A 23,701-nucleotide genomic window follows, 5' to 3' on the forward strand; every position below is an offset into this window, starting at 1 on the left:
GCGCACCCCCTCCCGGGTGCGCCGCGCCGCCCCCACCCGCACCCCCTTCCGGAGGAACCCCGCATGACCGTCACCGAACAGCCCGCACCCGCCCGGCAGGTCCGGCCGGCCGAGGAGCGCCACGCCGCCGAACTCGCCTTCCTCGCCGCCCAGGACCCCGGTCCGCGCCCGCCCGGCTGGGCCCTGACCCCCCGCGCGGTCGTCACGTTCGTCTGCGGCAGCGACGGCGCGGAGCTGGCCCTGCCGAAGCGCCGGGCGGGCCTGCCGTCGAAGCTGGCGATCGCCCCGAAGTTCGTCGGCGAACGCGCCCTGGTGGAACGCTGCGTGGTCACCCTCGCGGGAGAGCGCGGACTGCTCCTCACCGGCGAGCCCGGCACCGCCAAGTCGATGCTGTCGGAACTGCTCGCGGCCGCCGTCAGCGGCACCAGCTCCCTCACCGTGCAGGGCACCGCCGGCACCACCGAGGACGCCTTCCGCTACGGCTGGAACTACGCCCTGCTGCTCGCCCAGGGCCCCACCCCGCAGGCCCTCGTCGACTCCCCGGTGCTCGCCGCCATGCGCACCGGCCGGGTGGTGCGGGTCGAGGAGATCACCCGCTGCCTGCCCGAGGTGCAGGACGCCCTGGTCTCGATCCTGTCCGACCGCCGGATCACCGTCCCCGAACTGACCGCCACCGAGGACGCGGTGGTCGCCGCCGCGCCCGGCTTCACCGTCATCGCCACCGCCAACCTGCGCGACCGGGGCGTCTCCGAGATGTCCGCCGCGCTCAAGCGCCGCTTCAACTTCGAGACCGTCGCCCCGATCGCCGACGCCGACGCCGAGGCCGTCCTGATCCGGCGCCAGGCCGTCGCGGCGGTCCAGCGCGCGGGTGCGCCCTTCGGCGTCGACGACGCCGTCCTCGACGCCCTCGTCACCGTCTTCAGGGACCTGCGCTCCGGCCGCTCCACCGAGGGCTGGGACGTGGAGCGCCCCGGCACGGTCATGTCCACAGCCGAGGCCGTCCAGGTCGCGGCGTCCCTCGGGGTCGCGGCCGCGTACCTCCCGGGCGGGGACGTCCTCGACCTCCTGCCCGGCCACCTCCTCGGCGTCGTCCGCAAGGACGACCCGGCCGACCACGCGCGCCTCCTCGGCTACTGGGACGGCCCGGTCCGCCGCCGGGCCGAGAACGGCTCGGCCATGTGGCGCCGCCTCTGGGACCTGCGCGGGAGCCTGCGGTGACGACCCTCGACCCGCGGGCGGCCGTGGACGCGCTCGCCGCGTCCCGCGCCCCGTACCTCCTCGGGGTGCGCCACCACAGCCCGGCCCTGGCCGCCGTGGTGCCCGCCCTGCTCGACGAGGCGGGCGCCGAGGTGGTCTGCGTGGAGCTCCCGGCCGACTTCCGGCCCTGGCTGGAGCACCTGGCGGACCCGGAGACCGTCGCCCCCGTCGCCCTGGCCGGGGCGGGCGAGGGCGGACGCCTGGCGTTCTACCCCTTCGCGGACTTCTCCCCGGAGCTGGCGGCGGTGCGGTGGGCCCGGGACCACGGCGCGGAGGTCGTCTGCTGCGACCTGCCCCTGTCCGACCCCGGCTGGTCCCTGACGGATACGGGCGGCTTCCCGGGCGTCGACACCGCCGACGGTGACGCCGCCGGGGGTGACGCCGCCGGGGGTACGGACGAGGGCGCCGGCACCGGTGTCCGCCCCGCCGGCCCGGGCGCCGGGGAGACGCGGGGGCGCGGCTCCTTCGCCGGGGCGCTCGCCGCGGCCGGCACCGGCCGGGACGGCGAGGACATGTGGGACCGCGCCGTGGAGGTGCTGGCCCCCGGCTGCTCCCCGGAAGCGGTGCGCCGCGCCGCCCTGGGCGTGGGCTGGGCCCTGCGGAACGACGGCGCCGTGCCCGCCACCGACCTCGCCCGCGAGGCCCGGATGCGGCAGGTGATCGCCACGGCCTCGGCCGGAGGCCGCCGCGTCGCCGCCGTGATCGGCGCCTTCCACGCCCCCGCGCTGCTCGCACCGGCGGACGAGGGCACGGAGGACCGGGCCGTCCCGGAGGCCCCGGACGCGGCCCCGAAGGCCCCGGCCACGACCCCGGGCCCGGGCGTCGCGGTGACCTCGTTCGTCCCGTACTCCTTCGACCTGCTCGACTCCCGGTCCGGCTACCCCGCCGGGATCCGCGACCCGCTGTGGCAGCAGGCCGTGCTCACCGCGGCCGGCGACCCCGAGCGGATCCGCGAGGCGGCCGCCGCCGCGGTGACCGGCCTGTGCCGGGAGATGCGCCGCGCCGGTCACACCGCCGGCACCGGCGAGGCCGCCGAGACGCTGCGGCTTGCCTGCGACCTGGCCGTGCTGCGCGGACTCCCCGCCCCCGGACGCGGGGAACTCCTGGAGGCCGTCACCACCGTCCTCGGACAGGGCGAACCCCTCGGCCGGGGCCGGGCGCTGGCCCGCGCCCTGGAGGCCGTGCTCGTCGGCACCGCGCGCGGCCGGATCAGCCCGCACGCCCCCCGCTCCGGCCTGGGCCCCTCGGTCGAGGAGGAGCTCACCCGGCTGCGGCTGCCCCGCCCGGAGGAGCCCGAGCCCCGGGAGGTGCGCCTCGACCCGCTCCGCTCCCCGCTCGACGGGCGCCGCGAGGTCCTGCTGCAACGCCTCCTCGTCATCGGCGCCTCCTACGGCGAACCCCTCGCCGTGGCGGCCACCGGCGACGGCACCGCCCTCGGCACCAAGTGGCGCCTGACCTGGAACCCGTCCGTGCCCGCGCGGCTCGACCTCGCCGGGGTCCGGGGAGTCACCGCGGCCCAGGCCGCCGCCGGCACCCTGGCCGAGACCGCGCGCCGCGAGACCGCCGAGGGCGGCCCCACCCCGGCCCAGATCCTGACCGGGCTCACCGCCGCCGCCCGCTGCGACCTGCCCGACCTGGTCGACGCGCGGCTGCGCGAGGCCTCCGCCGTCCTGCCCGACACCGCGAGCCTGCCCGAACTCCTCGAAGCGCTGGACCTCCTGGAGGGCATACGACGCGGCCACCACCCCGGCACCACCGAGGACGCCCGCGCCACGGCCGGCGCGCTCACCGGCGAACTCCTTGAGGCCGCCGTGCGGTCGCTGCCCGGCCTGGCCGGCAGCGACACCCCCGCGGACGCCGGTGCCCTCGTGGCGCTCGCGGACCGGTCGGCCGCCCGGCACCTGGGCCTCCGGATGGACCGGGCCCTCGCCGAACTGGCCTCCGAAGGCTCGCCGTTGATCCAGGGTGCCGCCCTGGCCGTACGGGTCCTGCTCGACCTGGAACCGGCCGCGGACCTCGGCGAGCGGACGGCCGGCTGGATCGACGGCGCGACCTCCCCCGACACCCGGCGGGCCCTGACGAAGCGCCTCACGGGACTGCTCACGGCCGCCGGCCCGCTGCTCCAGGCGTCCCCGGAAGCCCTCACCCCGCTCCTCGACCGGATCGACGCCCTGGCCGACCAGGACTTCCTCGACCGGCTCCCGGCCCTGCGCGGCGGCTTCGACGCCCTCGCCCCGGCCGCCCGGGACCGGCTCCTGACCACGGTCACCGAGCGGCTCGGCGACCGGCTCGACCTCTCCCTCGACGCCCCGCCCGAACTGCTCGCCCTGTGGGCGGCGGCCGACGCGGCCGGCCTCGCCGCGCTGAAGTCCCTGGCCCTGGCCGGTCCGGAGGCCCCGGCCGACCCGCGCCCCGCACTCGAAGCCGAAGCCGCACCCGCACCCGAAACAGAAGGCGCACCCGAAGCCGACGCGTCCCCCGCCGGAGCACCGGACCGGCGGCTCGCCCCCGCCGACCGCTGGCGGCTCCTCCTCGGCCGCCACAGGGACCGGCTCTCCGCCGACGCACGCCGCTACGCCCGCGCCCTGGACGAGCTGTACGGCAGCGGACGCGGCGAGGGAGCCGACGACCTGGACGCCGGATCCGGCGGGGGCGGGGGACAGGAGGCCTCCTTCCCCACCGCACGCGAGTGGTCCCGGGAGCTGGAGGCCCTCTTCGGCGCCGACGTGCGCGAAGAGGTCCTGGCCGAGGCCGCCGACGCGGGCCGCGTCGACGTGCTCGCCCAGCTCGACCCGGCGGCGGTACGCCCCTCGGTGGAACTCCTCGGCTCGGTGCTCTCCCTGGTCGGCGGCATGCCCGAGGCACAACTCGCCCGGCTGAGACCGCTGGTGAAGCGGCTCGTCGACGAGCTCGCCCGGGAACTGGCCACCCGCCTGCGCCCGACGCTCTCCGGACTCGCCACCCCGCGCCCCACCCGCCGCCCCGGCGGACGACTCGACCTCGCCCGCACCCTGCGCGCCAACCTCGCCCACACCCGGCGCACGGACGACGGCCGGGTCGTGGTCGTGCCGGAGCGGCCGGTGTTCAGCACCCGGGCGAGCAAGGAGTCGGACTGGCGCCTGATCCTCGTGGTCGACGTCTCCGGCTCGATGGAGGCCTCGGTCATCTGGTCGGCGCTGACCGCCGCGGTGCTGGGCGGCGTACCGACCCTGTCCACGCACTTCCTGGCCTTCTCCACCCAGGTGGTGGACCTGACCGACCGGGTCGACGACCCCCTGTCGCTGCTCCTGGAGGTGCGGGTCGGCGGCGGCACGCACATCGCGGCGGGACTCGCGCACGCCCGCTCGCTGATCACCGTGCCGAGCCGCACCCTCGTGGTCGTGGTCAGCGACTTCCAGGAGGGCGCTCCGCTCGCCGGCCTCCTCGGCGAGGTCCGCGCCCTGGCCGCCTCCGGCGCGCACCTCCTCGGCTGCGCGGCGCTCGACGACGCCGGAGCGCCCCGCTACTCGGTGCCGGTGGCACGCCGGCTCGTCGCCGCCGGGATGCCGGTGGCCGCCCTCAGCCCGCTCGCCCTCGCCCGCTGGGTGGGCGACCGCCTCCGTGGAGAACCCCGTTGAGCCCCGAACCCCTGCCGCCCGTCGCCCCCGACGTCCTCGCCGAGGCCGTGGAGCAGCTCAGCGCACGGCTGCGCAAGAAGCTCGACGCCGCGATCGCGGGCTGCGCCGAGCACGTCGTCCGGGCCGCCGACGGCTCCCTCGACGTGCGCTTCGGCGAGGACGCCCTCGTCACCCTGCGCCCCGGCCCGTCGGGAGCGGTCACCGAAGCGGGACAGGCCGTCTGCACCTGCCTGCTGGCCCCGCGCTGCCTGCACCGCGCGGCGGTCCTGGGCGCGGCACCGATCGCGGACGCGGACGCGTATGTACATACGGGTACGGATGCGGCGCCGGAGGCCCCGGAGCCGACGGCGGACCTCGCCGCCCCGCCCCGGGCCGACTCCACCACCGCCCCCGTTCCCGACCCCGCCCCCGTTCCCGACTCCGCCTTCGTTCCCGGCCCCGCTCCTGAACCCTCCGGGAGCACCGACCCCTCCGGGAGCACCGCGCCCCCGCTCACCCCCGCCCAGGTCCGGGCCGCCACCGCCCTGTGGGAGGTGGCCGCCGAAGCCCTGTCCGCGGGAGTCACGGCCGGCGGGGCGGTGGTCCAGGCCGAACTGCTGCGCGCCGCGCACACCGCGCGCCTGGCCGGGCTGCCCCGTGCCGAAGCGGCCGCACTGCGGGTCGTACGGGGACTGCGCGCGGCGCGCGAGCGCGGTCGGGGGCAGCGTCTCGGCGACCTCACGGGCGCCTTCCGGGACCTCCTGTCCGGTGCCGCCCTGCTCGCCTCGGGGACGGCGGGACCCGGCGCGGCCGGCACCGCGCGCCGCGCCTACGAACAGGGCGGCAGCCTCAGGGCGTACGGCCTGTGCCGGGAGCCGGTGCTCTCCGCCACCGGGTACGGGGGCGTGTCCACCCACCTGGTGGGCCCGGACGGTTCCCGCTACACGATCTCGGACGTGCGCCCCGGCGGTCTCGCCCGCGCCAGGGGAGCGGGTTCCGCGTCCGTGGCGCTCGGCGGGGCCGTCCTCGACCACGCGGGCCTCGCGCGCGGAGGACTGCGGATCGTCGGCGCCACCGTCTCGCCGGACGGGCGGCTCGGGGCGGGCCGGGGCGTGAGCGCGACCCCGCTGCGCGGCGTGGACTGGTCCGAGGAGCCCGCGTCGGCGCTGTTCGCCGGCCCGGTGGGCGAGGCGGTGGCCGCGGCGCTCGACGCCGGTTCGCCGGAGGCCGGCGGCTCCGAAGCCGCCCTCCTCGGCTGTGACGTGGAGGTGGTCGGCCCGGCGGGCGAGTACCTGCTGGTCCGCGTCGCCGGGGGCGGACCGCTGCTGCGGCTGGGCGCGGCCCATCCCCATCCGGAGCTTCCGCACGCCGCGAACCTGCGCAGGATCGCGGAACACCCCGGGCTCGTCCTGCGCGTCCTCGGACGCCCCGACCCGGACCGGGCGGCGACGCTCCGGCCGCTGGCGGTCGGCCCGGTGCCGGGGGAGCCGTACACGCTGCGGCTGCCGGAGGAGTGGCTCGGCCGGGCCGACCTGGGGTACGACCGCCTCCAGGGAAGCCACTTCCCGCGCGGGACCGGGGACCCGGGCACGATCGCCCCAGCCGCCTCCGTACCGGATCCGCTGGCGGACGCTCCGCTGTGGCGGGTGCGGCGGCTCCTCGAGACCGGGGTCGCGGGCGGGCGGCGGGCCGTGGCCGAGGCCGGCCGGGGGACGGACGCGGCCGGTCTCCTGGCCCCGCTGCGCCGGGCGGGCCTCGGTGGGGCGGCACAGCTCGCGGCGGCCCTGACGGCGGAGGCGGACCGCCGTCCCCGTGACGCCTTCGGCCGCCTCACCGACGCCTCGGCCGACGGCTACGCCCGGGCCTGGCTCGCCTCGGCGGTCCATCTGGCGGCGGCGGAGAGGTCGTTGGTGGTGGCGTCCTGGTCCTGACGGGATCGGGAACGGGACGCAACACGCCTCGTCGGCGCCGGACTTCGTCGCGTTCCCGGGGATCCCGTACCGCACGAGCGGGCCGTCGCCCGGGACGATCCGCAGGGGAGGCCCCGCTCGGTCACGCAGTCCGCGCAGGCGGTGAACGCGGCCCGTCCGCCGGGGACGAGCGCGGGAGCGGGTCGGCAGTGGGGGCGCGTGCGCCGGTGGTGTCCGGCCGGTGTCACCCGCTCGGCGGACGGAGACCCCGCCCGGAGGAGGGAACGGTACGTCCCAGACCGTGCGACGGGCGGACACGAGGGCGGGACGAGGGAATGCGACATGTGCTGCGGAGGCGGCGGGAGGCCGCACGGGCGCGTCAGGAGCGGCTCGAACGGCTCCGCCGGGACGACCGGACGCTGCTCGACCGCCTGTACGGGACTCCGTACGAGGACATCGCCTTCCCGCCGCCCCGTCCCCTGGACGACGCCGAGGCGGTGGAGATCCTGGGGTTCGCGCTGCGCCTCGGCCGGGCGCTCTTCCTGGCCGGGGCGGAGACCCGGCGGATCGAATCGTCCGTCGTGGCGGCCACCGCCGCCTGGGGGATGGGCAGCCAGGAGGTCGACATCAACGCCCGGTCGATACAGGTGCAGTACGCCCCCGAGGGCCGGCGGCCCGTCGTCATGCTGAAGGTGATGGGCTCGGAGGACACCCGGGACCTGGACCGGCTCGCCGCGCTCGAACGCCTCACCACCCACGTCGCCTCCGGCCGACTGGACCGGGAGGTCGCCGCCGGGGCCCTGGACCGGATCGAGACCGGCGCCTCCCGCTGGCCCTGGTGGTTCGGTCTGGGAGGCGGCGCGGTCCTGGCGGCGATGCTGTGCGTCCTGGCCTCCGGGACCACGCGCGCGGCCCTGGTGTCGCCCCTCGTCTTCCTGCTCGCCGACCGGGGCGCCTGGGCCCTGTCCCGGGGCGGCCTGCCGTCGTTCTTCGTCACCGCCGCCCAGACCGCCCTGCTCCTCGTCGCGGTCACGGGGCTCGCGGCGGCCGGGGGACTGAGTCACACGGAGGCGGCCAGTGTGATCGCGGCGAACGTGATCCTGCTGCTGCCGATCTTCACGATCATCTCGCTGACCGAGGACGCGATCGACGGCTTCCGCTCCATGGCGGCGGGCCGCACGGTGAGCCTCCTCGCCTTCTTCACCGCGCTGGCCTGCGGCTTCCTCGCGGTCGGCTTCCTGCTGCGGGGCGCCGACGCGGACGCCCGCTCCACCGCCCTGATCCCCCTCCCGGTCGTCCTCTCGCTGCTCACCAGCGCGATCGGCGCCCTCGGGAACACCGTGTTCATGGGCGGAGGGCTGCGCATCATCCCGCCCGCGGTCGCCGCCGCGGTCCTGGGCGCGGGGGTCAAACTGGCCTGCGTCGGCGCGTTCGACTGGTCCGCGCCCCTGGCGACCGGCCTCGCGACGGTGGCGATGGGCCTCGCCGCCGCGGTGCTGTCGCCGCGCACGGGCATCCCGGTCCGCGCGTTCGTGATCCCCGGCATCGCCGGCGGCGTGCTGCCGGGGCCCGACCTGTACCGGAGCCTGCTGCAATGGCTGCTGCACGTGGAGGGCGCGGGGGCCTATCTGGTGTCCACGATGGCGTCGGTGGCCGCCATCGGCATCGGCGTGGTCTTCGGGACGCTGCTCGGCACCGCCGCCGAACGCCAGTGGCACTACCGGGGGACCGGGGACGCGGTCGGCCCCTCCCGTACCGCCGAGGGGATGGTCCCCGCCGCGGGCGAGCCCGAACGGGACACCCGGGCCCGCTGACGTCTTCTTCTTTCGGCCGTGACCGCCGTGACCGCCGTGACCGCCGTGACCGCGATGCCTGTGACGGTCGCGACGGTCGCAATGGCTGCCCGGCAAACGCGGGATATGAGCCGCTTGTGCGACATAAGGCCCCCTCGGCGGGGTAGCGGCACACCCATGGATACGACACCCCTGCGCGCCGTCGCCCTCGTCTGCACCCTCTCCCCGTCACCCGCGCGGTCCAGCTCCCAGCTCCTGGCCGAGCAGGTCATGGCGGCCCTGGGCGAGCACGGCGTCACCGGCGAGACCATCAGGATCGCCGACCGCAACGTCCTGCCCGGAGTCAAGACCGACATGGGGGAGGGGGACGACTGGCCGGAGATCCGCGACGCCGTCCTGGGCGCGGACATCCTGGTCCTGTCGACCCCCATCTGGCTCGGCCACCCCTCCAGCATCGCCCAGCGCGTCCTGGAGCGGCTGGACGCCGAACTCTCCGAGACGGACGACGAGGGCCGGATGCTGACCTACGGCAAGGTGGCGGCCGTCTGCGTGGTCGGCAACGAGGACGGCGCGCACAAGGTGAGCGCGGACCTCTTCCAGGGCCTCAACGACGTCGGCTTCTCCCTCGCCCCCAACGCCGTCACCTACTGGGTGGGGGAGGCCATGCAGGGCACCGACTACCAGGACCTGGACAAGACCCCCGAGTCCACGGCCGGCACCACCGCGACCCTCGCCGCCAACACGGCCCACTTGGCCCGCCGCCTCAAGTCCGCCCCGTACCCGCCGTCCTGACCCCGACCGACACCCACCGAGGAGCGACCGACATGACCCGGCACGAGAACGACGAACCGAACCCGCGCACCACTCCCCCCTCCGAGGCCCCGGGGGAGAGCGGCGACGAAGAGGCGCGTGAGGAGGCGGAGGAGGCGGTCGTCGGCGAGGCGGGCGACGAGGACGACGCGGACGACCGGGACGACGCGGACTCCGCGTAGAGAAGCCCCGTGCGAACGAGAATCCCCCGTGCGAAGGGGAATCCCGTGAAGGGGAGGCCCCGCACCGCGACGCCGGGGCGGACCGTGAGGAGTTCACGGTCCGCCCCGGCGTCGTACATCGATGCGGAGGGCTCTCGAGAAGGCCTCTCAGGCGGTTCTGGCCCGGGGCGCGCTCCCCGGGGCCTGGAGCGGTACGGAGCCCGGACCGCTCACCACCAGGACGATGCCGAGGCTCGCGCACATCCTGCGGGCCCGGGCGAGCGCGCTGAAGGACGCCGGGGACGGGCAGGGGGACGGGAATTCGAGGAGCACCCGGTCCGGACGGTAGGCGGAGACGATCGCCTCGATCTCCAGGGCCGCCGCGGCACGGCTGGTGACGTCGAGCTCGCGGAGGAGCCTCAGGTGCAGGACGCCGTCTTCGAAGGCATGGCTCAAGAGCATGGTCTACCTCCCGGACCGGGTGGGCGCCGCTGACGCGGCACAAGGCGGTGATCAGGCGATCGGGTGATCGATGGGAGGGACCGGCGAGCGGTCCCGGTGCGGCGCACGGTGAGCGGTTCGTGGAACTCGACGGGAACACCGTGAGCGCCGCATCCTCGGCGCGGGCCGGCCGCCGGGGCCGTTCTCCGCCGCAGGACGCTCTGTGTCCAGCCCGAAGCAGCTCGACAGGTGGCTGCCACCCTCCATTATGCAAGGAACGCGCCTGCCTGCACCTTTCCCGTTCCGGCCCCGCGCACCGGACTTCAGGGGCCTGATTGAGGCGGGAGCGGCCGGGTACGCGGGGGACGACCACAACGGAACGAAGGAGGCAAACCGGTGAGCACGGTCGAGAAGACCATCGATGTGGACGTCCCGGTGCGGAGCGCCTACGACCAGTGGACGCAGTTCGAGGAGTTCCCCCACTTCATGGAAGGCGTGGAGGAGGTGCGGCAGGTCGACGAACGCCACTGCCACTGGCGGACCAAGGTGGCGGGGGTGCGGCGCGAGTTCGACACCGAGATCGTCGACCAGCTGCCCGACGAGCGCGTCGCGTGGCGCACCGTGGGCGGAGAGGTCCGGCAGAAGGGCGTCGTCACCTTCCAGTCGCTCGACGAGGGCCACACCAGGGTCCGGCTCGCGATGGAGGTGGAGCCGGAGGGCGTGGTGGAGAAGACCGGCGACGCCCTCGGGATCCTCGACCTGCGGGTCAAGGGCGACCTGAAGCGCTTCAAGGGCTTCATCGAGGAGCGCGGGCAGGCGACCGGCGGCTGGCGCGGCCGCATCCGCCCCACGGACGGCATGAACCCGCTCCCGGCCGACGGGACGCGGAGCGTCCCCGGCGGCGCCCCGGGCACGACGGGCGGCGCCCCGGGCACGACGGGCCCGGCCGGTGACGTCCCCACCATCCCGGGCCAGGTCGACAGGTCCTCGCACGGTGCGGGCGCCTGGCCGCCCGCCGACCGTCCCTGAGGACACCGAGGACACCGAGGGCGCCCGAGGAGCCCTGAAGGCATCTGAGAACAGCGGACGGCACTGATTCCGGATCGGGGGCCGGTCACGCGGACGGACGACGTCCCGTGACCGGCCCCCGGCCGTGCGCGCCCTCCGGCGACCCGCGGGAACGCGGGCCCGGCACCACCCCCGGGACGGACGCGTACCAGGGCGGCTGCCGGGCGGGCCCGGCCCTCCCGGGGCACATTGGTACGGAGGGGCGGCCGCCCCTACGCCGGGCCGCCCGCGCGTACGGCACGTGGTGCCGGGTAGTCGATCGGCAGGAGACCCTTTCCGGCCGGCGGAGAAGAGACGGAGCCGAACCCCGCCGCCCGGGCCCGAACCGCCTTCCCCGGCGCGAGCGAGAAGGGGCATGACATGAGCACCGATGACGGCACTTCCCGCGTGGTCGTGGGCGTGGACGGCTCACCGGCGTCCCACGCCGCCCTGCGCTGGGCGCTCCGCCACGCACGGCGCACCGGAGCGACCGTGCACGTCGTGGGGGCCTACGACCTTCCCGGGGCCGGGGGGTGGTCCGCGCCGGCCGTGGACGTGCTCTTCGACGAGGAACAGGCCCGGCGGTCGCTCTCCGAGGAACTCGCGGATGTCCTCGCTCCGGACGACGACGTCCCCCTGGTCCAGCACGTGGTGCGCGGAAACCCCGCCCAGGTGCTGATCGACGAGTCGGACGGCGCCGAACTGCTCGTCGTGGGAAGCCGGGGCCGGGGAGGCTTCGCGAGCCTGCTCCTCGGCTCGGTGAGCCAGCAGTGCGCCGCCCACGCTTCCTGCCCCGTCGTCATCGTCCGCCCGGAGACGGCCGACGGCACCCCGCCCGCGGGCGACACCCCCTGATACGCGTCGGTGACACGGAGGTCGGACCATCATGAACGCATCCATGTCCTTGGTGCTTCTGCCGGACGGCCATCTCGTGCTTCCCGCCGACGAGGTGACGGGCCTGCTCCGGCACCTCGCGGCCGGGTGGCTGGAGTCGACCGGCGAAGACGACCTCGACCTCGCGCCGGAGACGGTGGTGGCCCTGGCGGGGGCGCTGACGGAGGTCGCCGACCGGATCGACGTGGAGTGCATCGCGCTCGCGCCGCGCGGCGACGAGGACCCGTTCGACCAGGAGAGGCCGTTCACCGACGGGAACGGCGAGGAGGAGGCGCCCGACGACGGCCCGTTCGACGACGGCGGCCCCCTCAACGAGGGGAGCCCGTTCGACGAGGGGCGCCCGTTCGGCGAAGGAGGGCGCTTCGACGACGGGGACCCCCTCAGGGACGAGCACGGAGACCCGTACGACGGAGGCGGTCCGCCGCAGCCCTGAGGGAGCGCCCGCGCGGAGCCGGGCTCCACGGGTCCTCCTTCAGGAGCGGGTCCACGTCGGCGAGGCGCCGGGCGCGCGCGTCGAGCGCCGGGTCGTCCAGGTCGTCCCAGGCGAGCGGGGCCGCGACGGGCGCGCCGGCCCTGGCCCGCACCGTGTACGGGGCCACGGCGGTCTGTCCGTACGCGTTGCGCTGGACGTCGAGGTAGAGCCGCCCCTCCCGCGCCTTCTTGCGCACCTCGGTGGTGAGCCGGTCGGGGTGCCGGGCGGCGAGCACCCCGGCGACGTCGGCGGCGAAGGCCCGCACGTCGTCGTAGGGCGCCTTCCGGTCCAGCGGCACCAGGACGTGCAGCCCCCGCGAGCCGGTGGTCATGAGCAGCGACGGCAGCTCCAGCTCGTCGAGGAGGTCGCGGAGCCACCGGGCCGCGTCCCGCACCGGCCCGAACCCCTCCTCGGACGGGTCGAGGTCGAAGACCAGCCGGTCGGGGTGGTGGGGGCGGTCGACCTTCGACAGCCACCGGTGCAGGGTGACGGAGCCCTGGTCGGCGAGGAGGACCAGGGTGGCCGCGTCCTCGGCCAGGACGTACGTGACGGTGCCGCCCTCCTTCGGCATCTCGGCGCGCCCCACCCAGTCCGGGAAGTGGTCCGGCACGTCCTTCTGGAAGAACCCCCGGTCGCCGATGCCGCCCGGATGACGCTCCAGGGTCAGCGGGCGGCCGCGCAGGTGCGGCAGCATCCGCGGGGCCACGGCGCGGTAGTACTCCGCGAGGTCGGCCTTGGTGATGCCGTCCTCGGGGAAGAGCACCTTCTCCGGCCGGCTGACCGTGACGGTGCGCCTGCCCGCCCGTACCTCCAGGGTGTCCGTCATCGCGTCCTCCCTCTCCGTGCGCGTTCCGGGCACCGCCCGCGCGTCTCCTACGGGGCCGCTACCCGCGAAGGCGCGGGCCTATCACGGCGTTCCCGCCGGAGGCCGCGCCGCCTCCGGCGAGCCGGCGCGAGGCATACGACCCGGCGGTCCGGGGCACTCGCGCCGTGAAACCCGAAAGCCGCACGTGAGGAGCTCGACCATGAGGGCGTTGACCTGGCACGGACACCGGGACGTTCGTGTGGACACCGTGCCCGACCCCCGGATCGTCGACCCGACGGACGTGATCGTCCGGGTCACCTCCAGTGGGATCTGCGGCTCCGACCTGCACCTGTACGAGGTGTTCGGGCCCTTCCTCGACCCCGGCGACATCCTCGGCCACGAACCCATGGGAATCGTGGAGGAGGTCGGCCCCGAGGTGCGGAACCTCAAGGTCGGCGACCGGGTGGTGGTGCCGTTCAACGTCTCCTGCGGCACGTGCTGGACGTGCGGCCAGGGCCTGCAGTCCCAGTGCGAGACCACCCAGGTCAGGGAGTACGGGACGGGCGCCTCGCTGTTCGGCTACACCAAGCTCTACGGGCAGGTCCCCGGCGGACAGGCGGAGTTCCTGCGCGTCCCCTTCGGCGACACCCTGCCCATCAAGGTGGGCCAGGACGCCCCCGACCAGCGCTACCTCTACCTCTCCGACGTGCTGCCGACCGCCTGGCAGGCGGTGGCGTACGCCGACGTCCCGCCCGGCGGCACCCTGACCGTCCTCGGGCTCGGCCCCATCGGCGACATGGCCGCCCGCATCGCGCTCCACAGGGGCGCGAGCAAGGTCATCGGCGTGGACCTCGTCCCCGAGCGGCTCCGCCGCGCCCGGAGCCGCGGCGTCGAGGTGCTGAACCTCAAGGAACACGGCAAGGACCTCGGCGACCGGGTGCGGGACCTCACGGACGGCCGGGGCACCGACGCGGTCGTCGACGCCGTCGGCATGGAGGCCCACGGCGCCCCGCTCACCAAGGCCGCGCAGAAGATCCCGGGCTTCCTGCCCGACGCCCTCGCCCAGAAGCTGATGACCAAGGTCGGCGTGGACAGCATGGCCGCCTTCGACACGGCGGTGGACGTGGTCCGCCGCGGCGGCACCATCAGCCTGTCCGGCGTCTACGGCGGCGCCGTCGACCCCGTCCCGATGTTCAGCCTCTTCGACAAGCAGATCCAGCTCCGCATGGGCCAGGCCAACGTCTGGCGGTGGGTCGAGGACATCCTCCCCCTCCTGGACGACGCCGACCCGCTCGGCGTCGACGACTTCGCGACCCACACCCTCCCCCTGGAGGACGCCCCCCAGGCGTACAAGACGTTCCAGGACAAGGAGGACGGCATGATCAAGACGGTGCTGACCCCCGGCAGCTGAGCGGCCCCGCACCGCTCGCGTCTTCCGGCCGGGAGGCGGAGGACCTCCCGGCCGGAAGACGCGAACCGGTGTGAAATCACGACTTCGTGGAACCCGTCTCTCATGAAAGCGATCCCCCGGGACATGTCCGACCCCGTCCGCACCCCTCTGCTCGACAGCACCGCCTCCCTCCTGATGAAGGGATACGGCTGGCTGCCCGACCTGCGCCGACGCGCCGGGAACGCCCCGGCCGTGCCCGTGCGGATCCTCGGCCGGCGCGGGGTCGCGCTGCACGGCAAGGAGGCGGTGGACTTCTTCTACGACGAACGGCACGTCCGCCGGCACGACGCCCTGCCCGGGCCCGTCCTGGACACCCTGTTCGGCCGCGGAGCCGTCCACACCCTCGACGGGGGACCGCACCGCGGGCGGAAGGCGCTGTTCCTGACCCTGCTCAAGGACCCGGAGCGGATCGCCTCCCTGGTCGAGCACGCCCGGCGGGCGTGGGACCGGGCCGAGGCCGGCTGGCAGGACCGGGAGCGGGTGGTGCTCTTCGACGAGGCCGCCCGCGTGCTGACCGTGGCCGTCCACGAATGGGCCGGCGTCCCGCTGCCCGTGGGCGAGGAGGAGACTGCCGCGCGGGACCTCGTGGCCATGGTGGACGGCTTCGCCGCCGTCGGGCCCCGGCACGTGCGCGCGCGGCGGGCGAGGAGGCGGCAGGAGCAGCGGCTCGCCCCGCTGATCGAGGAGTTGCGGTACGCGGGCGCCCCGTCCGGGCAGGCGACGGTCGCGCAGGCGGTGGCCGCGCACACCGACGCGAACGGCCGGCAGCTCGACCCGCACACCGGGGCCGTCGAACTCCTGAACGTCCTGCGGCCCACGGTCGCGGTGGCCTGGTTCGTCACCTTCGCCGCCCACGCCCTGCACCGCCGGCCGGAGCACCGGGCGCTCCTGACGGCGGACGAGCGGTCCTCCTGGGGGTTCGCCCAGGAGGTCCGCCGCTTCTACCCCTTCGCCCCGTTCACCGGCGGCCTCGCGGCGGCCGACACGCAGTGGGGCGGCGTCCCGATCGAGAAGGGCAGTCTGGTCCTCCTCGACCTGTACGGGCACGACCACGACCCCGACCTGTGGCCGGAGCCGTACACCTTCGACCCGACCAGGTTCACCCGTCCGGGCGCGACGGTCGGCCGCGACGACCTCGTGCCGCAGGGCGGCGGCGATCCGGCGGCGGGCCACCGGTGCCCCGGCGAGGACATCACCCTCGCCCTCTTGGCCTCCCTGGTCCCGCGCCTCGCCCGGCTGCCCCACGACGTGCCCGACGAGCAGGACCTGTCGATCCCCCTGCACCGCGTGCCGACGCTCCCGCGCAGTGGGTACGTCATGGAGCGGGTACGCCTGGCGTCCCCGGCCGCGGCGGGCTGACCGCCGTACCACCGCACGTTTCGAGAGAAGACCGTGATGAGCGAGAGGAGAGCGGAATGAGTGACGCGCACACCCCCGGGGACTCGGAGGACCCGATACCCCGCGACCGCGAGGACCAGCAGGCCGCGGAGGGCGAGGACCCCCTGGCCATCCCCGTCACGCGGGACCCCGGCGAGGAGGAGCTCCCGGACACCGACGTGTCCGGCTCGGGGCCCAAAGGGCACCCCGAGAGCGGGACCGTCAACCCCGAGCACCCCACCCCCGACGAACCGGCCGACTGACCGACACCACCGTCACCGACACCACCGTCACCGACACCACCGTCACCGACACCACCGTCACCGACACCACCGTCACCGACACCGTCACACCACCACCACCACCATCACCGCCGCCGCCATGGAAACGGAGCCCCGCCCGTGAGCCCCGCCGATCTCGTGTTCACGGCCCTGGGCCTCGGAGCCCTGGCGGCGGCGGTGCTGCCCAGACTCGTACGGCGCATGCCGTTCTCGATGCCCATGGTGTTCCTGGCGGTCGGGGCCCTGACCGGTCTGCTGCCCCTCCCGATGCCCGAACTCGACCCCGTGGCGGACCGGGCCTGGGTCGAGCACGTCACCGAGATCTGCGTGATCGTCTCCCTCATGGGCGCCGGTCTCGCGCTGAACCGGCGCTTCGGACTGCGCTCCTGGGCCGGACCGTGGCGGCTCCTCGGCATCACCCTGCCGCTGACCGTCCTCGCGACCACCGTGCTCACCTGGTGGCTCTTCGACTGGCCCGTGGCCACCGCGCTCCTCGTGGGAGCCCTCCTCGCGCCGACCGACCCGGTGCTGGCCGCGGAGGTGCGGGTGGGGGAGCCGACCGACGAGGACGACGACGAGGACGAGGTCCGCTTCACGCTCACCGCCGAGGCCGGCCTCAACGACGGACTGGCCTTCCCCTTCGTCCTCGCCGCCGTCGCGCTCGCCGGCGCCGGCGGCGTCTGGGCGGAGGCCGACTGGGGGCGCTGGTTCGGCGTCGACCTGGTGGCCAAGGCGGTGATCGCCGTCGTGATCGGGATCGTCCTCGGGCGGCTGCTCGGATGGATGTTCTTCCGGGCCGGGGCCGAGTCGCTCAGGCTGTCCGAGCACATGGAGGGCTTCGTCGCGCTCGCCGCCACCTTCCTCGCGTACGGACTCACCGAACTCGCCCACGGCTACGGCTTCGTCGCCGTCTTCGTCACCGCCTGCGCCGTCCGGGCCGCCGAACGCGGCCACGGCTACCACAAGGTGCTGCACGGCTTCACCGAGCAGATCGAACGCCTCCTGACGGCGGCGCTGCTCTTCCTCCTCGGCCACTACCTCGCCGCCACCGGCCTCGCGTCGCTGACCTGGCCGATGGTCCTGCTCGCCCTGGCCCTGATCGTGGTCGTCCGCCCGGTGACGGGGTGGATCGCCCAGCTCGGCTTCGTCACCGGCCCCCGGGAGCGGGTCGTCGCCGCCGTCTTCGGACTGCGCGGCATCGGCTCCCTCTTCTACCTCGCCTACGCGCTCGGCCACCACGGATTCGAGGACAGGGCCCACGAGTTGTGGGTCCTGACCGCCACCACGGTGGCGCTCTCCGTACTGCTCCACGGGATGAGCGCGACCCCGGCCATCCGCCGGCTCGACCGGCTGCGCGAGGTCCGCCCGTCCGACGCGCCCCCGTGAGCCTCCCCGCACTCATGACTGTGGGCCCGGCACCGGCCGGGCCCACAACCGCCGGAACGGGCCGTCAGCGGCGACCACCCCGCAGTCTGCCGAGGAAGCGGCGCGCCCGGGCCCGGTTCCGGGGGTCGGCGGCGGCGCGCCGTACCGACGCGATCGCGCGCCGTCCCTGGGGGCTGCGGCCGAAGTGCTTGATCCGGGTCAACAGTGCGGACATGGAGCCTCCTGTACTCGTACGTCGTTCGAGCGGGTCGTCCGCGAGGCGTCCGGCGGAAGGGGGCCGGGGCCTCCCTCCTCATCCGGTCGACGTCCTCGCGGACCACGCCGATCACATCCCGTGACGGCGCCTGTACCGAATCCGCATACCCCCGATGCGGCCGGACACGCGACGGCCCGTCGGCTTCGCCCGCTCCGTCCGGTCCCGACGGCCGAAGTGCGGTCGGGAGGCGCCGACTCCCCCTGCCTGAAAGGCTTTTGACGGGGCACACGCACCCCATGACCGTTTCCAAGACCGGCGTCCTCGTCCTCGACAGCACCGATCCCGAACCCCTCGCCCGCTTCTACGCCGCCCTGCTCGACGCCACCGTCGAACCGAGCGGCGGCGACCCCGACCTGCTGCTGCTCTCCAGCTCCTCGGGCCTCGTCCTGGGCATCCGCCGCGACCCCGGCCAGGCACCGCCGAGCTGGCCCCGGCCGGACGACTCCCAGCAGGCCCACCTGCTCATCCTCGTGGCGCCCGACGCGCTCGACGAGGCCGAGCGGGAAGCCGTCTCCCTGGGCGCGCGCCCCGTCTCCGCCGACCAGAATGGCACCCGTCTCGACCGGCGCACCGACACGCGCCGCTACACGGACCCGGCCGGCCACGCCTTCGTGCTCGCTCCCACCGGCGGTGTTTCCGCCTGACGCGCGGGGGCAGCCGCCCACGTGCCCGCCCGCACGACCGAGGAGGACGATCATGAGCCACCACGAGCGCCGCCGCACCCTGCCCGCGGACGCCCCGCCGCGCACCACGCCCTCGGAGGCCGTCGGCGAGAGCGGCGACGTCGAGGCGCGCCGGGAGGCGGAGAAGGCGACACGGGACCGCCGGGGCGGGGCCCCGGACGACGAGGACGGCATGAGCGCCAAGCGCCAGACCCCGGGCCTGGGCCGCGAGGAACAGCGCCGCCCGTACGGCCGGAGGGGCGAGGCCGAGGAGGGCTAGGGCGTGTGTCGAAAGTCCCGCCTGCCCGGCGGCGCCCGGCACGCACTCCCCCGTAGCCCTTCGGGCACGGGGGCACCCCCAGCCGCGTTGTCGGGATCACCCCGATACAACCAGTATCGGGGCGACCCTCCGCCTTGCGATCGCACGCACCGGACACCGCCGGGCCTGCCCTTCGGGCAGACGGCGCTACTTTCGACACACGCCCTAGGGCCTTCCGGCGGGTCAGGGCCGGGTAGGACGCGGCGAGGTGCCGTGCCGGGCGTCGCGGCCCCGGCCATGATCCGCCGGACACGCCCTGGGACCCGCCCGGCCTCCACCCGTCACGAGTGGCCGGACACCGCGCCGACGACTGCGCGCCCCGGCCCCGGGTAGACGCCGGGCGGACGCCCGACCGCCCGGAGGAGGGACCATGTCCGGATCCGGAAGCTCGTACTGGACGGAGTCGGCACCGCCCGGCCGCGCCCACCCGCCGCTCGAAGGCGACCTCACCACGGACACGGTCGTCGTGGGGGCCGGGATCGCCGGGCTCTGCACCGCCCGTGAACTCGGCCGCGCCGGACGTGACGTGGTGGTCCTGGAGGCCGGCCGGATCGCGGCCGGGGTCACCGGGCACACCACCGGGAAACTGACCTCCCTCCACGGCCTCCGCTACGAGGCCCTGCGCCACGACCAGGGGGACAGGGCGGCGGCCCGGTACGCCGGGGCCCAGGAGCACGCCCTGCGGGAGGTGGTGCGGCTGTGCGAGGAGCTCGGCATCGACGCCGAGGTCGAACGCCGCCCCGCGTACACCTACACCTCCGACGGGGAGCGGACCGGGGAGATCCGCGCCGAGGCGGCGGCCGCCGCCGGAGCCGGTCTGCGGGCCGCCGAGGTGACGGGAGAGCCGGGGGAGACCGGGACGGGGCTCCCGTACCCCGCCGCGGCCGCGGTCCGCGTGGAGGACCAGCTGCAGTTCCACCCGCGCCGCTTCCTGCTCGGCCTCGCCGACGACCTGGTCGCGCACGGCGGCCGGATCCACGAGGGAACCCGCGTCACCGGCCTCAAGGAGGGCGCCGAGTGCCGCCTCGCCCTGGAGGGCGGGGGCACGGTCCACGCCCGTGACGTCGTCCTCGCCACCCACTTCCCGCTCCGCTGCCACCCGACCCTCCTGATGCGCCTCTCACTGCGCCGGGAACTCGTCGTCGCCGCCCCCGTCGAGGAGCGCCACGCCCCCCACGGCATGTACTGGACCGACGAGGACGACGTCCGGTCGGTGCGCACCGCCCCCCTCGCCGGCGGCCGGCGGCTCCTGATCGTCTCGGGCGAGGCCTTCGAACCGGGCGCCGGCGGTGTCCGCGCCCGCTACGAGCGCCTGGAGGCCTGGGCGCGCGACCGCTTCCCGGGCTTCGCCGGGGCGCCCGTGCGCCGCTGGGCCGCCCAGGACGTCCACACGGTCGACGGGGTGCCCTGCGTCGGGCACGAGCACCCCGACACCGAGCACGTCTACGTCGCCACCGGATTCGGCGGATGGGGGCTCAGCAACGGGGTCGCCGCGGGCCGGCTGCTCACCGCCCACCTGACGGGCGCGCCCCGCCCGGACTGGACGGAGCTCTTCGACCCGCGCCGGCGGCTCCCCGTCCGCGAGACGCCCGGGGCCGTCCGGCACCAGGCCGCCGTCGCCCGCCACTTCCTCGCCGGCCTGCGGACCGGCCGCCGCTGCACCCACATGGGGTGCGAGCTGGGCTTCAACGACGCCGAGCAGACCTGGGAGTGCCCCTGCCACGGCTCCCGCTTCGCGGCCGACGGCAGCGTCCTCCAGGGTCCGGCCACCCGCCCCCTGGAGGACTGAGGACCGGTGCGGCCCCCTCCCGTCCGCGCGCCGGGGGAAGGGGAGGAATGGTACGTACGGGACGGGGGAGACGCGACGGTGGAGGGCGGCCGTCCCGGACGGGACGCGTCGCCTCCAGAACCGCACGGTGGCAGGACGACAGAACGGAGGACCGCGATGGACGCCGGCGAGAACGAGTACCGGATCGCCCGGTTCAGGGAGCGGCTCGCACGCGACGACACGGCCGAACTCGGGGTGCGCATCGAGACGCGCGGCACCGCCGTGCTCCTGACGGGCACCGTGCCGACGGCGGAGCACCGGGAGGAGATCCTCCGGCTCGCCGAGACGGAACTGGCCGGCCTTCCCGTCCGCGCGGACCTCGTGGTCGCCAGTGTCGATACCCCCGAACGACCGGAGGAGCTGCTGTGACCGCCCCGGAACGGCAGGAGGACGGGGCCGTCGTCCGGGTGGCGGCCGTCGGCGACATCCATCTGAGCCCGGACTGCCGGGGCCTGCTGCGCCCCTCCTTCGAGACCCTCCCGCTCTGCGCGGACGTGCTCCTCCTCGCCGGGGACCTCACCCGCCACGGAACGGTCTCCGAGGCGGAGGTGGTCGCGGACGAGGTGCGCGACCTCGGCGTCCCCGTGGTGGCCGTCCTCGGCAACCACGACTACCACTCCGACCAGGAGGCGGGCATCGCACGCGTCCTCACCGACGCGGGGGTCACCGTCCTGGAGGGCGAACGGACGGTCCTGCCGGTGGACGGCGGCCGGCTCGGCATCGCCGGTACGAAGGGCTTCTGCGGCGGCTTCGCGGGCCGCAGCGCCGGGGAGTTCGGCGAACGCGAGATGAAGGACTTCGTCCGCACCACGCGCCGGGCCGCCGAAGGCCTCCACGAGGCCCTGTCCGACCTGGCCGACTGCGAGGCGCGGATCGCCCTCACCCACTTCTCCCCGGTCCCCGACACGCTCGCGGGCGAACCGGTCGAGATCTACCCCTTCCTGGGCAGCTACCTCCTGGCCGAGGCGATCGACGGGGCGGGCGCCGACCTCGCGGTGCACGGCCACGCCCACCTGGGCACCGAGCACGGCATGACGGCGGGCGGGGTGCGCGTCCGCAACGTCGCCCAGCCCGTCATCGGCAAGGCGTTCGCCCTCTACCACCTGCCCCTCAACCGGACGCCGGAGCACTCCGGGGCCGGGGAGGCGCCCGGGAGGGCCGGCCGGCCCCCGGCGGCCGACGCCCCGATGTGACGCGCCGGGCCGACACCCCGTACGACGCGGGAGCCGCACGACCCCGGGGTCGCGCGGCTCCCGCGTCACGGTCTCCGGGGCGGCCTCACGGCAGGGGCGTACCGCCGGTGGCGTTGACGATCTCCCCGGTGATGTAGCTCGCGCCGGACGAGGCGAGGAAGACGTACGCGGGCGCCATCTCCGCCGGCTGGGCGGGGCGCCCCAGGGGCGACTGCTCGCCGAAGTCCTTCACGCCCGGCATCGTCGCGGGGATCAGCGGGGTCCACACGGGCCCGGGGGCGACCCCGTTGACGCGGATGCCGCGCTCGGCGAGGAGCTGCGCCATGCTGTGCGTGAAGGAGACGATCGCGGCCTTCGTCATCGCGTAGTCGAGGAGGGGCGGGCTCGGCCGGTAGCCCTGCACCGAGGTGGTGTTGATGACGGACCCGCCGCGCGGCATGTGGGGGAGGACCGCGCGGGAGAGCCAGAACATCCCGTACAGGTTGGTCTTCATCACCCGGTCGAACTGCTCCGTGGTGATGGCTTCGATCCCGTCGGGCTGGGCCATCTGGTAGGCGGCGTTGTTGACGAGGACGTCCACGCGTCCGAACTCGTCCACCGCCCGGTCGATCAGGGCCTTGCACTGCTCCTCGTCGCGGACGTCGCACTCGACGGGCACCGCCTCGCGGCCCGCCCCGCGGATCAGCCGGGCCGTCTCGGCGGCCTCGTCCGCCTCCTCGGGGAGGTGGGTGAAGACGACGTCCGCGCCCTCGCGGGCGAACGCCAGGCACACGGCCCTGCCGATCCCGGAGTCGCCGCCGGTGACGACCGCCGCCCGGTCGAGGAGCAGGTCGTGGCCACGGTAGGAGTCCTCGCCGTGGTCGGGCCGCGGATCCATCCGCTCGGTCGACCCGGGGTGCTCCTGCTGCTGGTCGGGGAACGGGGGGACGGGGTGGGGGGTGTTCTCGGTGGTGTCCATGGGATTCGGCTACCCGGGGCCCCGTCCCGCATCCCGCCTTTCCGCAGGACAGGAGCCGTCCGGGGGCCTCCTCGACAGGTGTGGCGGATCGGCGGGGGCGGCGGACGTGGCGGATCGGCGGGTGTGGTGGGGCGGCGGATCGCCGGGTGCGAATGAGTCGCGGGGGCCGGGGCAGGCGGGTTCCGGGCGGAGAACAGGCTCCGCCACGCACGGCGTACGCGGACGGAGGGGCGGCGGACCGACGACCGTCCTTCCCGGACCGGAGGAGTGGGGACGAATGACCGAGCACGCGTGGAGTTACAGGTCGACCGCGGGACACCTGGCCGGTGCCGACCTGACCGGCTACAAGGTCGAGGCGACCGACGGCGGCATCGGGAAGGTGGACAAGCATTCCGACGAGGTCGACGATTCCTATCTGGTCGTGGACACCGGGGTCTGGATCTTCGGCAAGGAGGTCCTCCTGCCGGCGAGCACCGTGACCCGGATCGATCCGGAGGAGCGGAAGATCTTCGTGGACCGCACCAAGGAGCAGATCAAGGACGCCCCGGAGTTCTACCGGGACCAGCACCTCGACGACCCGGACTACCGAGACCGGCTGGGCATCTACTACGGCCCGGGCGGGCCTTTCGGCGGCCGCGTCGTCTGACGCACCGCGAGGTGGCACTCCGCGAGGGAACGAGAACGACAACGAGAACGACGAGGGGCGGGGGCCCCCAACAACGTGTTGGGGCCCCCCCCCGGGGGCGCGCCCCCCCCCCCGCGCAAGGGGGGGCGCGGGGGCGTGGCCGCGGGGGCCGCCGGGAGG

At 75.3% G+C, this 23,701-nt stretch carries 22 protein-coding genes and 1 pseudogene; 19 read left to right on the forward strand and 4 right to left on the reverse strand.

Annotated elements, in window-relative coordinates; translation table 11 throughout:
- Positions 1-63 precede the first annotated feature (63 nt).
- The 6 genes from ACWGSR_RS36105 to ACWGSR_RS36130 all read left to right on the forward strand — a co-directional run bounded on the left by ACWGSR_RS36105 (position 64) and on the right by ACWGSR_RS36130 (position 9,548).
- Entirely contained in the window at positions 64-1,218 is a 1,155-nt protein-coding gene (locus ACWGSR_RS36105; RefSeq protein WP_453573375.1) for an ATP-binding protein, read from the forward strand.
- Positions 1,215-4,874 (forward strand): DUF5682 family protein, encoded by a 3,660-nt coding sequence (locus tag ACWGSR_RS36110; protein ID WP_453573377.1) that lies wholly within the window; start codon positions 1,215-1,217, stop codon positions 4,872-4,874. Before ACWGSR_RS36105 ends, ACWGSR_RS36110 begins: the two co-directional genes overlap by 4 nt.
- Complete coding sequence (locus ACWGSR_RS36115; protein WP_453573380.1) at positions 4,871-6,784, forward strand: hypothetical protein; 1,914 nt, start codon at positions 4,871-4,873, stop codon at positions 6,782-6,784. The genes ACWGSR_RS36110 and ACWGSR_RS36115 overlap by 4 nt, the downstream gene beginning before the upstream one ends.
- Positions 6,785-7,098: 314 nt before the next feature.
- Positions 7,099-8,577 (forward strand): threonine/serine ThrE exporter family protein, encoded by a 1,479-nt coding sequence (locus ACWGSR_RS36120; protein WP_453573383.1) that lies wholly within the window; start codon positions 7,099-7,101, stop codon positions 8,575-8,577.
- 156 nt (positions 8,578-8,733) lie between these two features.
- Positions 8,734-9,348, forward strand: a complete 615-nt coding sequence (locus ACWGSR_RS36125; protein ID WP_376246134.1) for a flavodoxin family protein — start codon at positions 8,734-8,736, stop codon at positions 9,346-9,348.
- Positions 9,349-9,380: 32 nt separating this feature from the next.
- A complete protein-coding gene (locus ACWGSR_RS36130) occupies positions 9,381-9,548 on the forward strand; it encodes a hypothetical protein (RefSeq protein WP_376246131.1) in 168 nt (55 codons plus the stop codon).
- Between the two features lie 147 nt (positions 9,549-9,695).
- On the opposite strand, the gene ACWGSR_RS36135 is transcribed toward ACWGSR_RS36130, so the two are convergent.
- Complete coding sequence (locus ACWGSR_RS36135) at positions 9,696-9,989, reverse strand: hypothetical protein (protein ID WP_383368831.1); 294 nt, start codon at positions 9,987-9,989, stop codon at positions 9,696-9,698.
- 375 nt (positions 9,990-10,364) lie between these two features.
- On the opposite strand from ACWGSR_RS36135, the pseudogene ACWGSR_RS36140 reads away from it, so the two are divergent.
- From ACWGSR_RS36140 to ACWGSR_RS36150, 3 genes and pseudogenes are all read left to right on the forward strand, one after another.
- A pseudogene (locus ACWGSR_RS36140) lies at positions 10,365-10,817 on the forward strand (SRPBCC family protein); the annotation flags it as partial.
- A 579-nt stretch (positions 10,818-11,396) separates the two neighbouring features.
- Complete coding sequence (locus ACWGSR_RS36145; RefSeq protein WP_453573388.1) at positions 11,397-11,870, forward strand: universal stress protein; 474 nt, start codon at positions 11,397-11,399, stop codon at positions 11,868-11,870.
- A 43-nt stretch (positions 11,871-11,913) separates the two neighbouring features.
- Positions 11,914-12,342, forward strand: coding sequence for a DUF6213 family protein (locus tag ACWGSR_RS36150; protein ID WP_453573390.1), 429 nt, complete (start codon positions 11,914-11,916; stop codon positions 12,340-12,342).
- Here ACWGSR_RS36150 and ligD read toward each other — a convergent pair.
- The gene (gene ligD, locus ACWGSR_RS36155; RefSeq protein WP_453573392.1) at positions 12,290-13,207 is read right to left on the reverse strand and encodes a non-homologous end-joining DNA ligase; all 918 of its coding nucleotides are present in this window, start codon (positions 13,205-13,207) and stop codon (positions 12,290-12,292) included. The two genes, ACWGSR_RS36150 and ligD, sit on opposite strands and share 53 nt — an antisense overlap.
- A 199-nt stretch (positions 13,208-13,406) precedes the next feature.
- Between ligD and ACWGSR_RS36160 the strand changes: the two genes are divergently transcribed.
- The 4 genes from ACWGSR_RS36160 to ACWGSR_RS36175 all read left to right on the forward strand — a co-directional run bounded on the left by ACWGSR_RS36160 (position 13,407) and on the right by ACWGSR_RS36175 (position 17,680).
- Positions 13,407-14,597, forward strand: a complete 1,191-nt coding sequence (locus ACWGSR_RS36160; protein ID WP_376246116.1) for a zinc-dependent alcohol dehydrogenase — start codon at positions 13,407-13,409, stop codon at positions 14,595-14,597.
- A 102-nt stretch (positions 14,598-14,699) separates the two neighbouring features.
- On the forward strand, positions 14,700-15,995 hold the full coding sequence (locus tag ACWGSR_RS36165) for a cytochrome P450 (protein WP_376247275.1): 1,296 nt from the start codon (positions 14,700-14,702) through the stop codon (positions 15,993-15,995).
- 56 nt (positions 15,996-16,051) lie between these two features.
- The gene (locus ACWGSR_RS36170) at positions 16,052-16,276 is read left to right on the forward strand and encodes a hypothetical protein (protein ID WP_376247272.1); all 225 of its coding nucleotides are present in this window, start codon (positions 16,052-16,054) and stop codon (positions 16,274-16,276) included.
- 138 nt (positions 16,277-16,414) lie between these two features.
- Complete coding sequence (locus ACWGSR_RS36175; protein ID WP_376247269.1) at positions 16,415-17,680, forward strand: cation:proton antiporter; 1,266 nt, start codon at positions 16,415-16,417, stop codon at positions 17,678-17,680.
- A 64-nt stretch (positions 17,681-17,744) separates the two neighbouring features.
- On the opposite strand, the gene ACWGSR_RS36180 is transcribed toward ACWGSR_RS36175, so the two are convergent.
- The gene (locus ACWGSR_RS36180; protein ID WP_366379481.1) at positions 17,745-17,894 is read right to left on the reverse strand and encodes a hypothetical protein; all 150 of its coding nucleotides are present in this window, start codon (positions 17,892-17,894) and stop codon (positions 17,745-17,747) included.
- Positions 17,895-18,172: 278 nt separating this feature from the next.
- On the opposite strand from ACWGSR_RS36180, the gene ACWGSR_RS36185 reads away from it, so the two are divergent.
- From ACWGSR_RS36185 to ACWGSR_RS36205, 5 genes are all read left to right on the forward strand, one after another.
- Entirely contained in the window at positions 18,173-18,580 is a 408-nt protein-coding gene (locus ACWGSR_RS36185; RefSeq protein ID WP_366379482.1) for a VOC family protein, read from the forward strand.
- Positions 18,581-18,632: 52 nt separating this feature from the next.
- Positions 18,633-18,878, forward strand: a complete 246-nt coding sequence (locus ACWGSR_RS36190) for a hypothetical protein (RefSeq protein WP_453573399.1) — start codon at positions 18,633-18,635, stop codon at positions 18,876-18,878.
- A gap of 409 nt (positions 18,879-19,287) precedes the next feature.
- On the forward strand, positions 19,288-20,706 hold the full coding sequence (locus ACWGSR_RS36195; RefSeq protein ID WP_453573401.1) for an FAD-dependent oxidoreductase: 1,419 nt from the start codon (positions 19,288-19,290) through the stop codon (positions 20,704-20,706).
- A gap of 156 nt (positions 20,707-20,862) precedes the next feature.
- The gene (locus ACWGSR_RS36200; protein ID WP_376247204.1) at positions 20,863-21,114 is read left to right on the forward strand and encodes a BON domain-containing protein; all 252 of its coding nucleotides are present in this window, start codon (positions 20,863-20,865) and stop codon (positions 21,112-21,114) included.
- A complete protein-coding gene (locus ACWGSR_RS36205) occupies positions 21,111-21,938 on the forward strand; it encodes a metallophosphoesterase family protein (protein WP_376247207.1) in 828 nt (275 codons plus the stop codon). Before ACWGSR_RS36200 ends, ACWGSR_RS36205 begins: the two co-directional genes overlap by 4 nt.
- A gap of 85 nt (positions 21,939-22,023) precedes the next feature.
- On the opposite strand, the gene ACWGSR_RS36210 is transcribed toward ACWGSR_RS36205, so the two are convergent.
- Positions 22,024-22,896, reverse strand: a complete 873-nt coding sequence (locus ACWGSR_RS36210; protein WP_376247210.1) for a glucose 1-dehydrogenase — start codon at positions 22,894-22,896, stop codon at positions 22,024-22,026.
- A 277-nt stretch (positions 22,897-23,173) separates the two neighbouring features.
- On the opposite strand from ACWGSR_RS36210, the gene ACWGSR_RS36215 reads away from it, so the two are divergent.
- A complete protein-coding gene (locus tag ACWGSR_RS36215; RefSeq protein WP_376247213.1) occupies positions 23,174-23,542 on the forward strand; it encodes a PRC-barrel domain-containing protein in 369 nt (122 codons plus the stop codon).
- Positions 23,543-23,701: the final 159 nt, after the last annotated feature.

This window comes from Streptomyces sp. NPDC055632 (assembly GCF_053618675.1).

Coding starts and splice junctions, on each gene's coding strand:
- ACWGSR_RS36105 (WP_453573375.1), top strand. CDS start 64: ATGACCGTCACCGAACAGCCCGCACCCGCCCGGCAGGTCCGGCCGGCC.
- ACWGSR_RS36120 (WP_453573383.1), top strand. CDS start 7,099: ATGCGACATGTGCTGCGGAGGCGGCGGGAGGCCGCACGGGCGCGTCAG.
- ACWGSR_RS36125 (WP_376246134.1), top strand. CDS start 8,734: ATGGATACGACACCCCTGCGCGCCGTCGCCCTCGTCTGCACCCTCTCC.
- ACWGSR_RS36130 (WP_376246131.1), top strand. CDS start 9,381: ATGACCCGGCACGAGAACGACGAACCGAACCCGCGCACCACTCCCCCC.
- ACWGSR_RS36135 (WP_383368831.1), bottom strand. CDS start 9,989: ATGCTCTTGAGCCATGCCTTCGAAGACGGCGTCCTGCACCTGAGGCTC.
- ACWGSR_RS36145 (WP_453573388.1), top strand. CDS start 11,397: ATGAGCACCGATGACGGCACTTCCCGCGTGGTCGTGGGCGTGGACGGC.
- ACWGSR_RS36150 (WP_453573390.1), top strand. CDS start 11,914: ATGTCCTTGGTGCTTCTGCCGGACGGCCATCTCGTGCTTCCCGCCGAC.
- ligD (WP_453573392.1), bottom strand. CDS start 13,207: ATGACGGACACCCTGGAGGTACGGGCGGGCAGGCGCACCGTCACGGTC.
- ACWGSR_RS36160 (WP_376246116.1), top strand. CDS start 13,407: ATGAGGGCGTTGACCTGGCACGGACACCGGGACGTTCGTGTGGACACC.
- ACWGSR_RS36165 (WP_376247275.1), top strand. CDS start 14,700: ATGAAAGCGATCCCCCGGGACATGTCCGACCCCGTCCGCACCCCTCTG.
- ACWGSR_RS36170 (WP_376247272.1), top strand. CDS start 16,052: ATGAGTGACGCGCACACCCCCGGGGACTCGGAGGACCCGATACCCCGC.
- ACWGSR_RS36180 (WP_366379481.1), bottom strand. CDS start 17,894: ATGTCCGCACTGTTGACCCGGATCAAGCACTTCGGCCGCAGCCCCCAG.
- ACWGSR_RS36185 (WP_366379482.1), top strand. CDS start 18,173: ATGACCGTTTCCAAGACCGGCGTCCTCGTCCTCGACAGCACCGATCCC.
- ACWGSR_RS36190 (WP_453573399.1), top strand. CDS start 18,633: ATGAGCCACCACGAGCGCCGCCGCACCCTGCCCGCGGACGCCCCGCCG.
- ACWGSR_RS36195 (WP_453573401.1), top strand. CDS start 19,288: ATGTCCGGATCCGGAAGCTCGTACTGGACGGAGTCGGCACCGCCCGGC.
- ACWGSR_RS36200 (WP_376247204.1), top strand. CDS start 20,863: ATGGACGCCGGCGAGAACGAGTACCGGATCGCCCGGTTCAGGGAGCGG.
- ACWGSR_RS36210 (WP_376247210.1), bottom strand. CDS start 22,896: ATGGACACCACCGAGAACACCCCCCACCCCGTCCCCCCGTTCCCCGAC.
- ACWGSR_RS36215 (WP_376247213.1), top strand. CDS start 23,174: ATGACCGAGCACGCGTGGAGTTACAGGTCGACCGCGGGACACCTGGCC.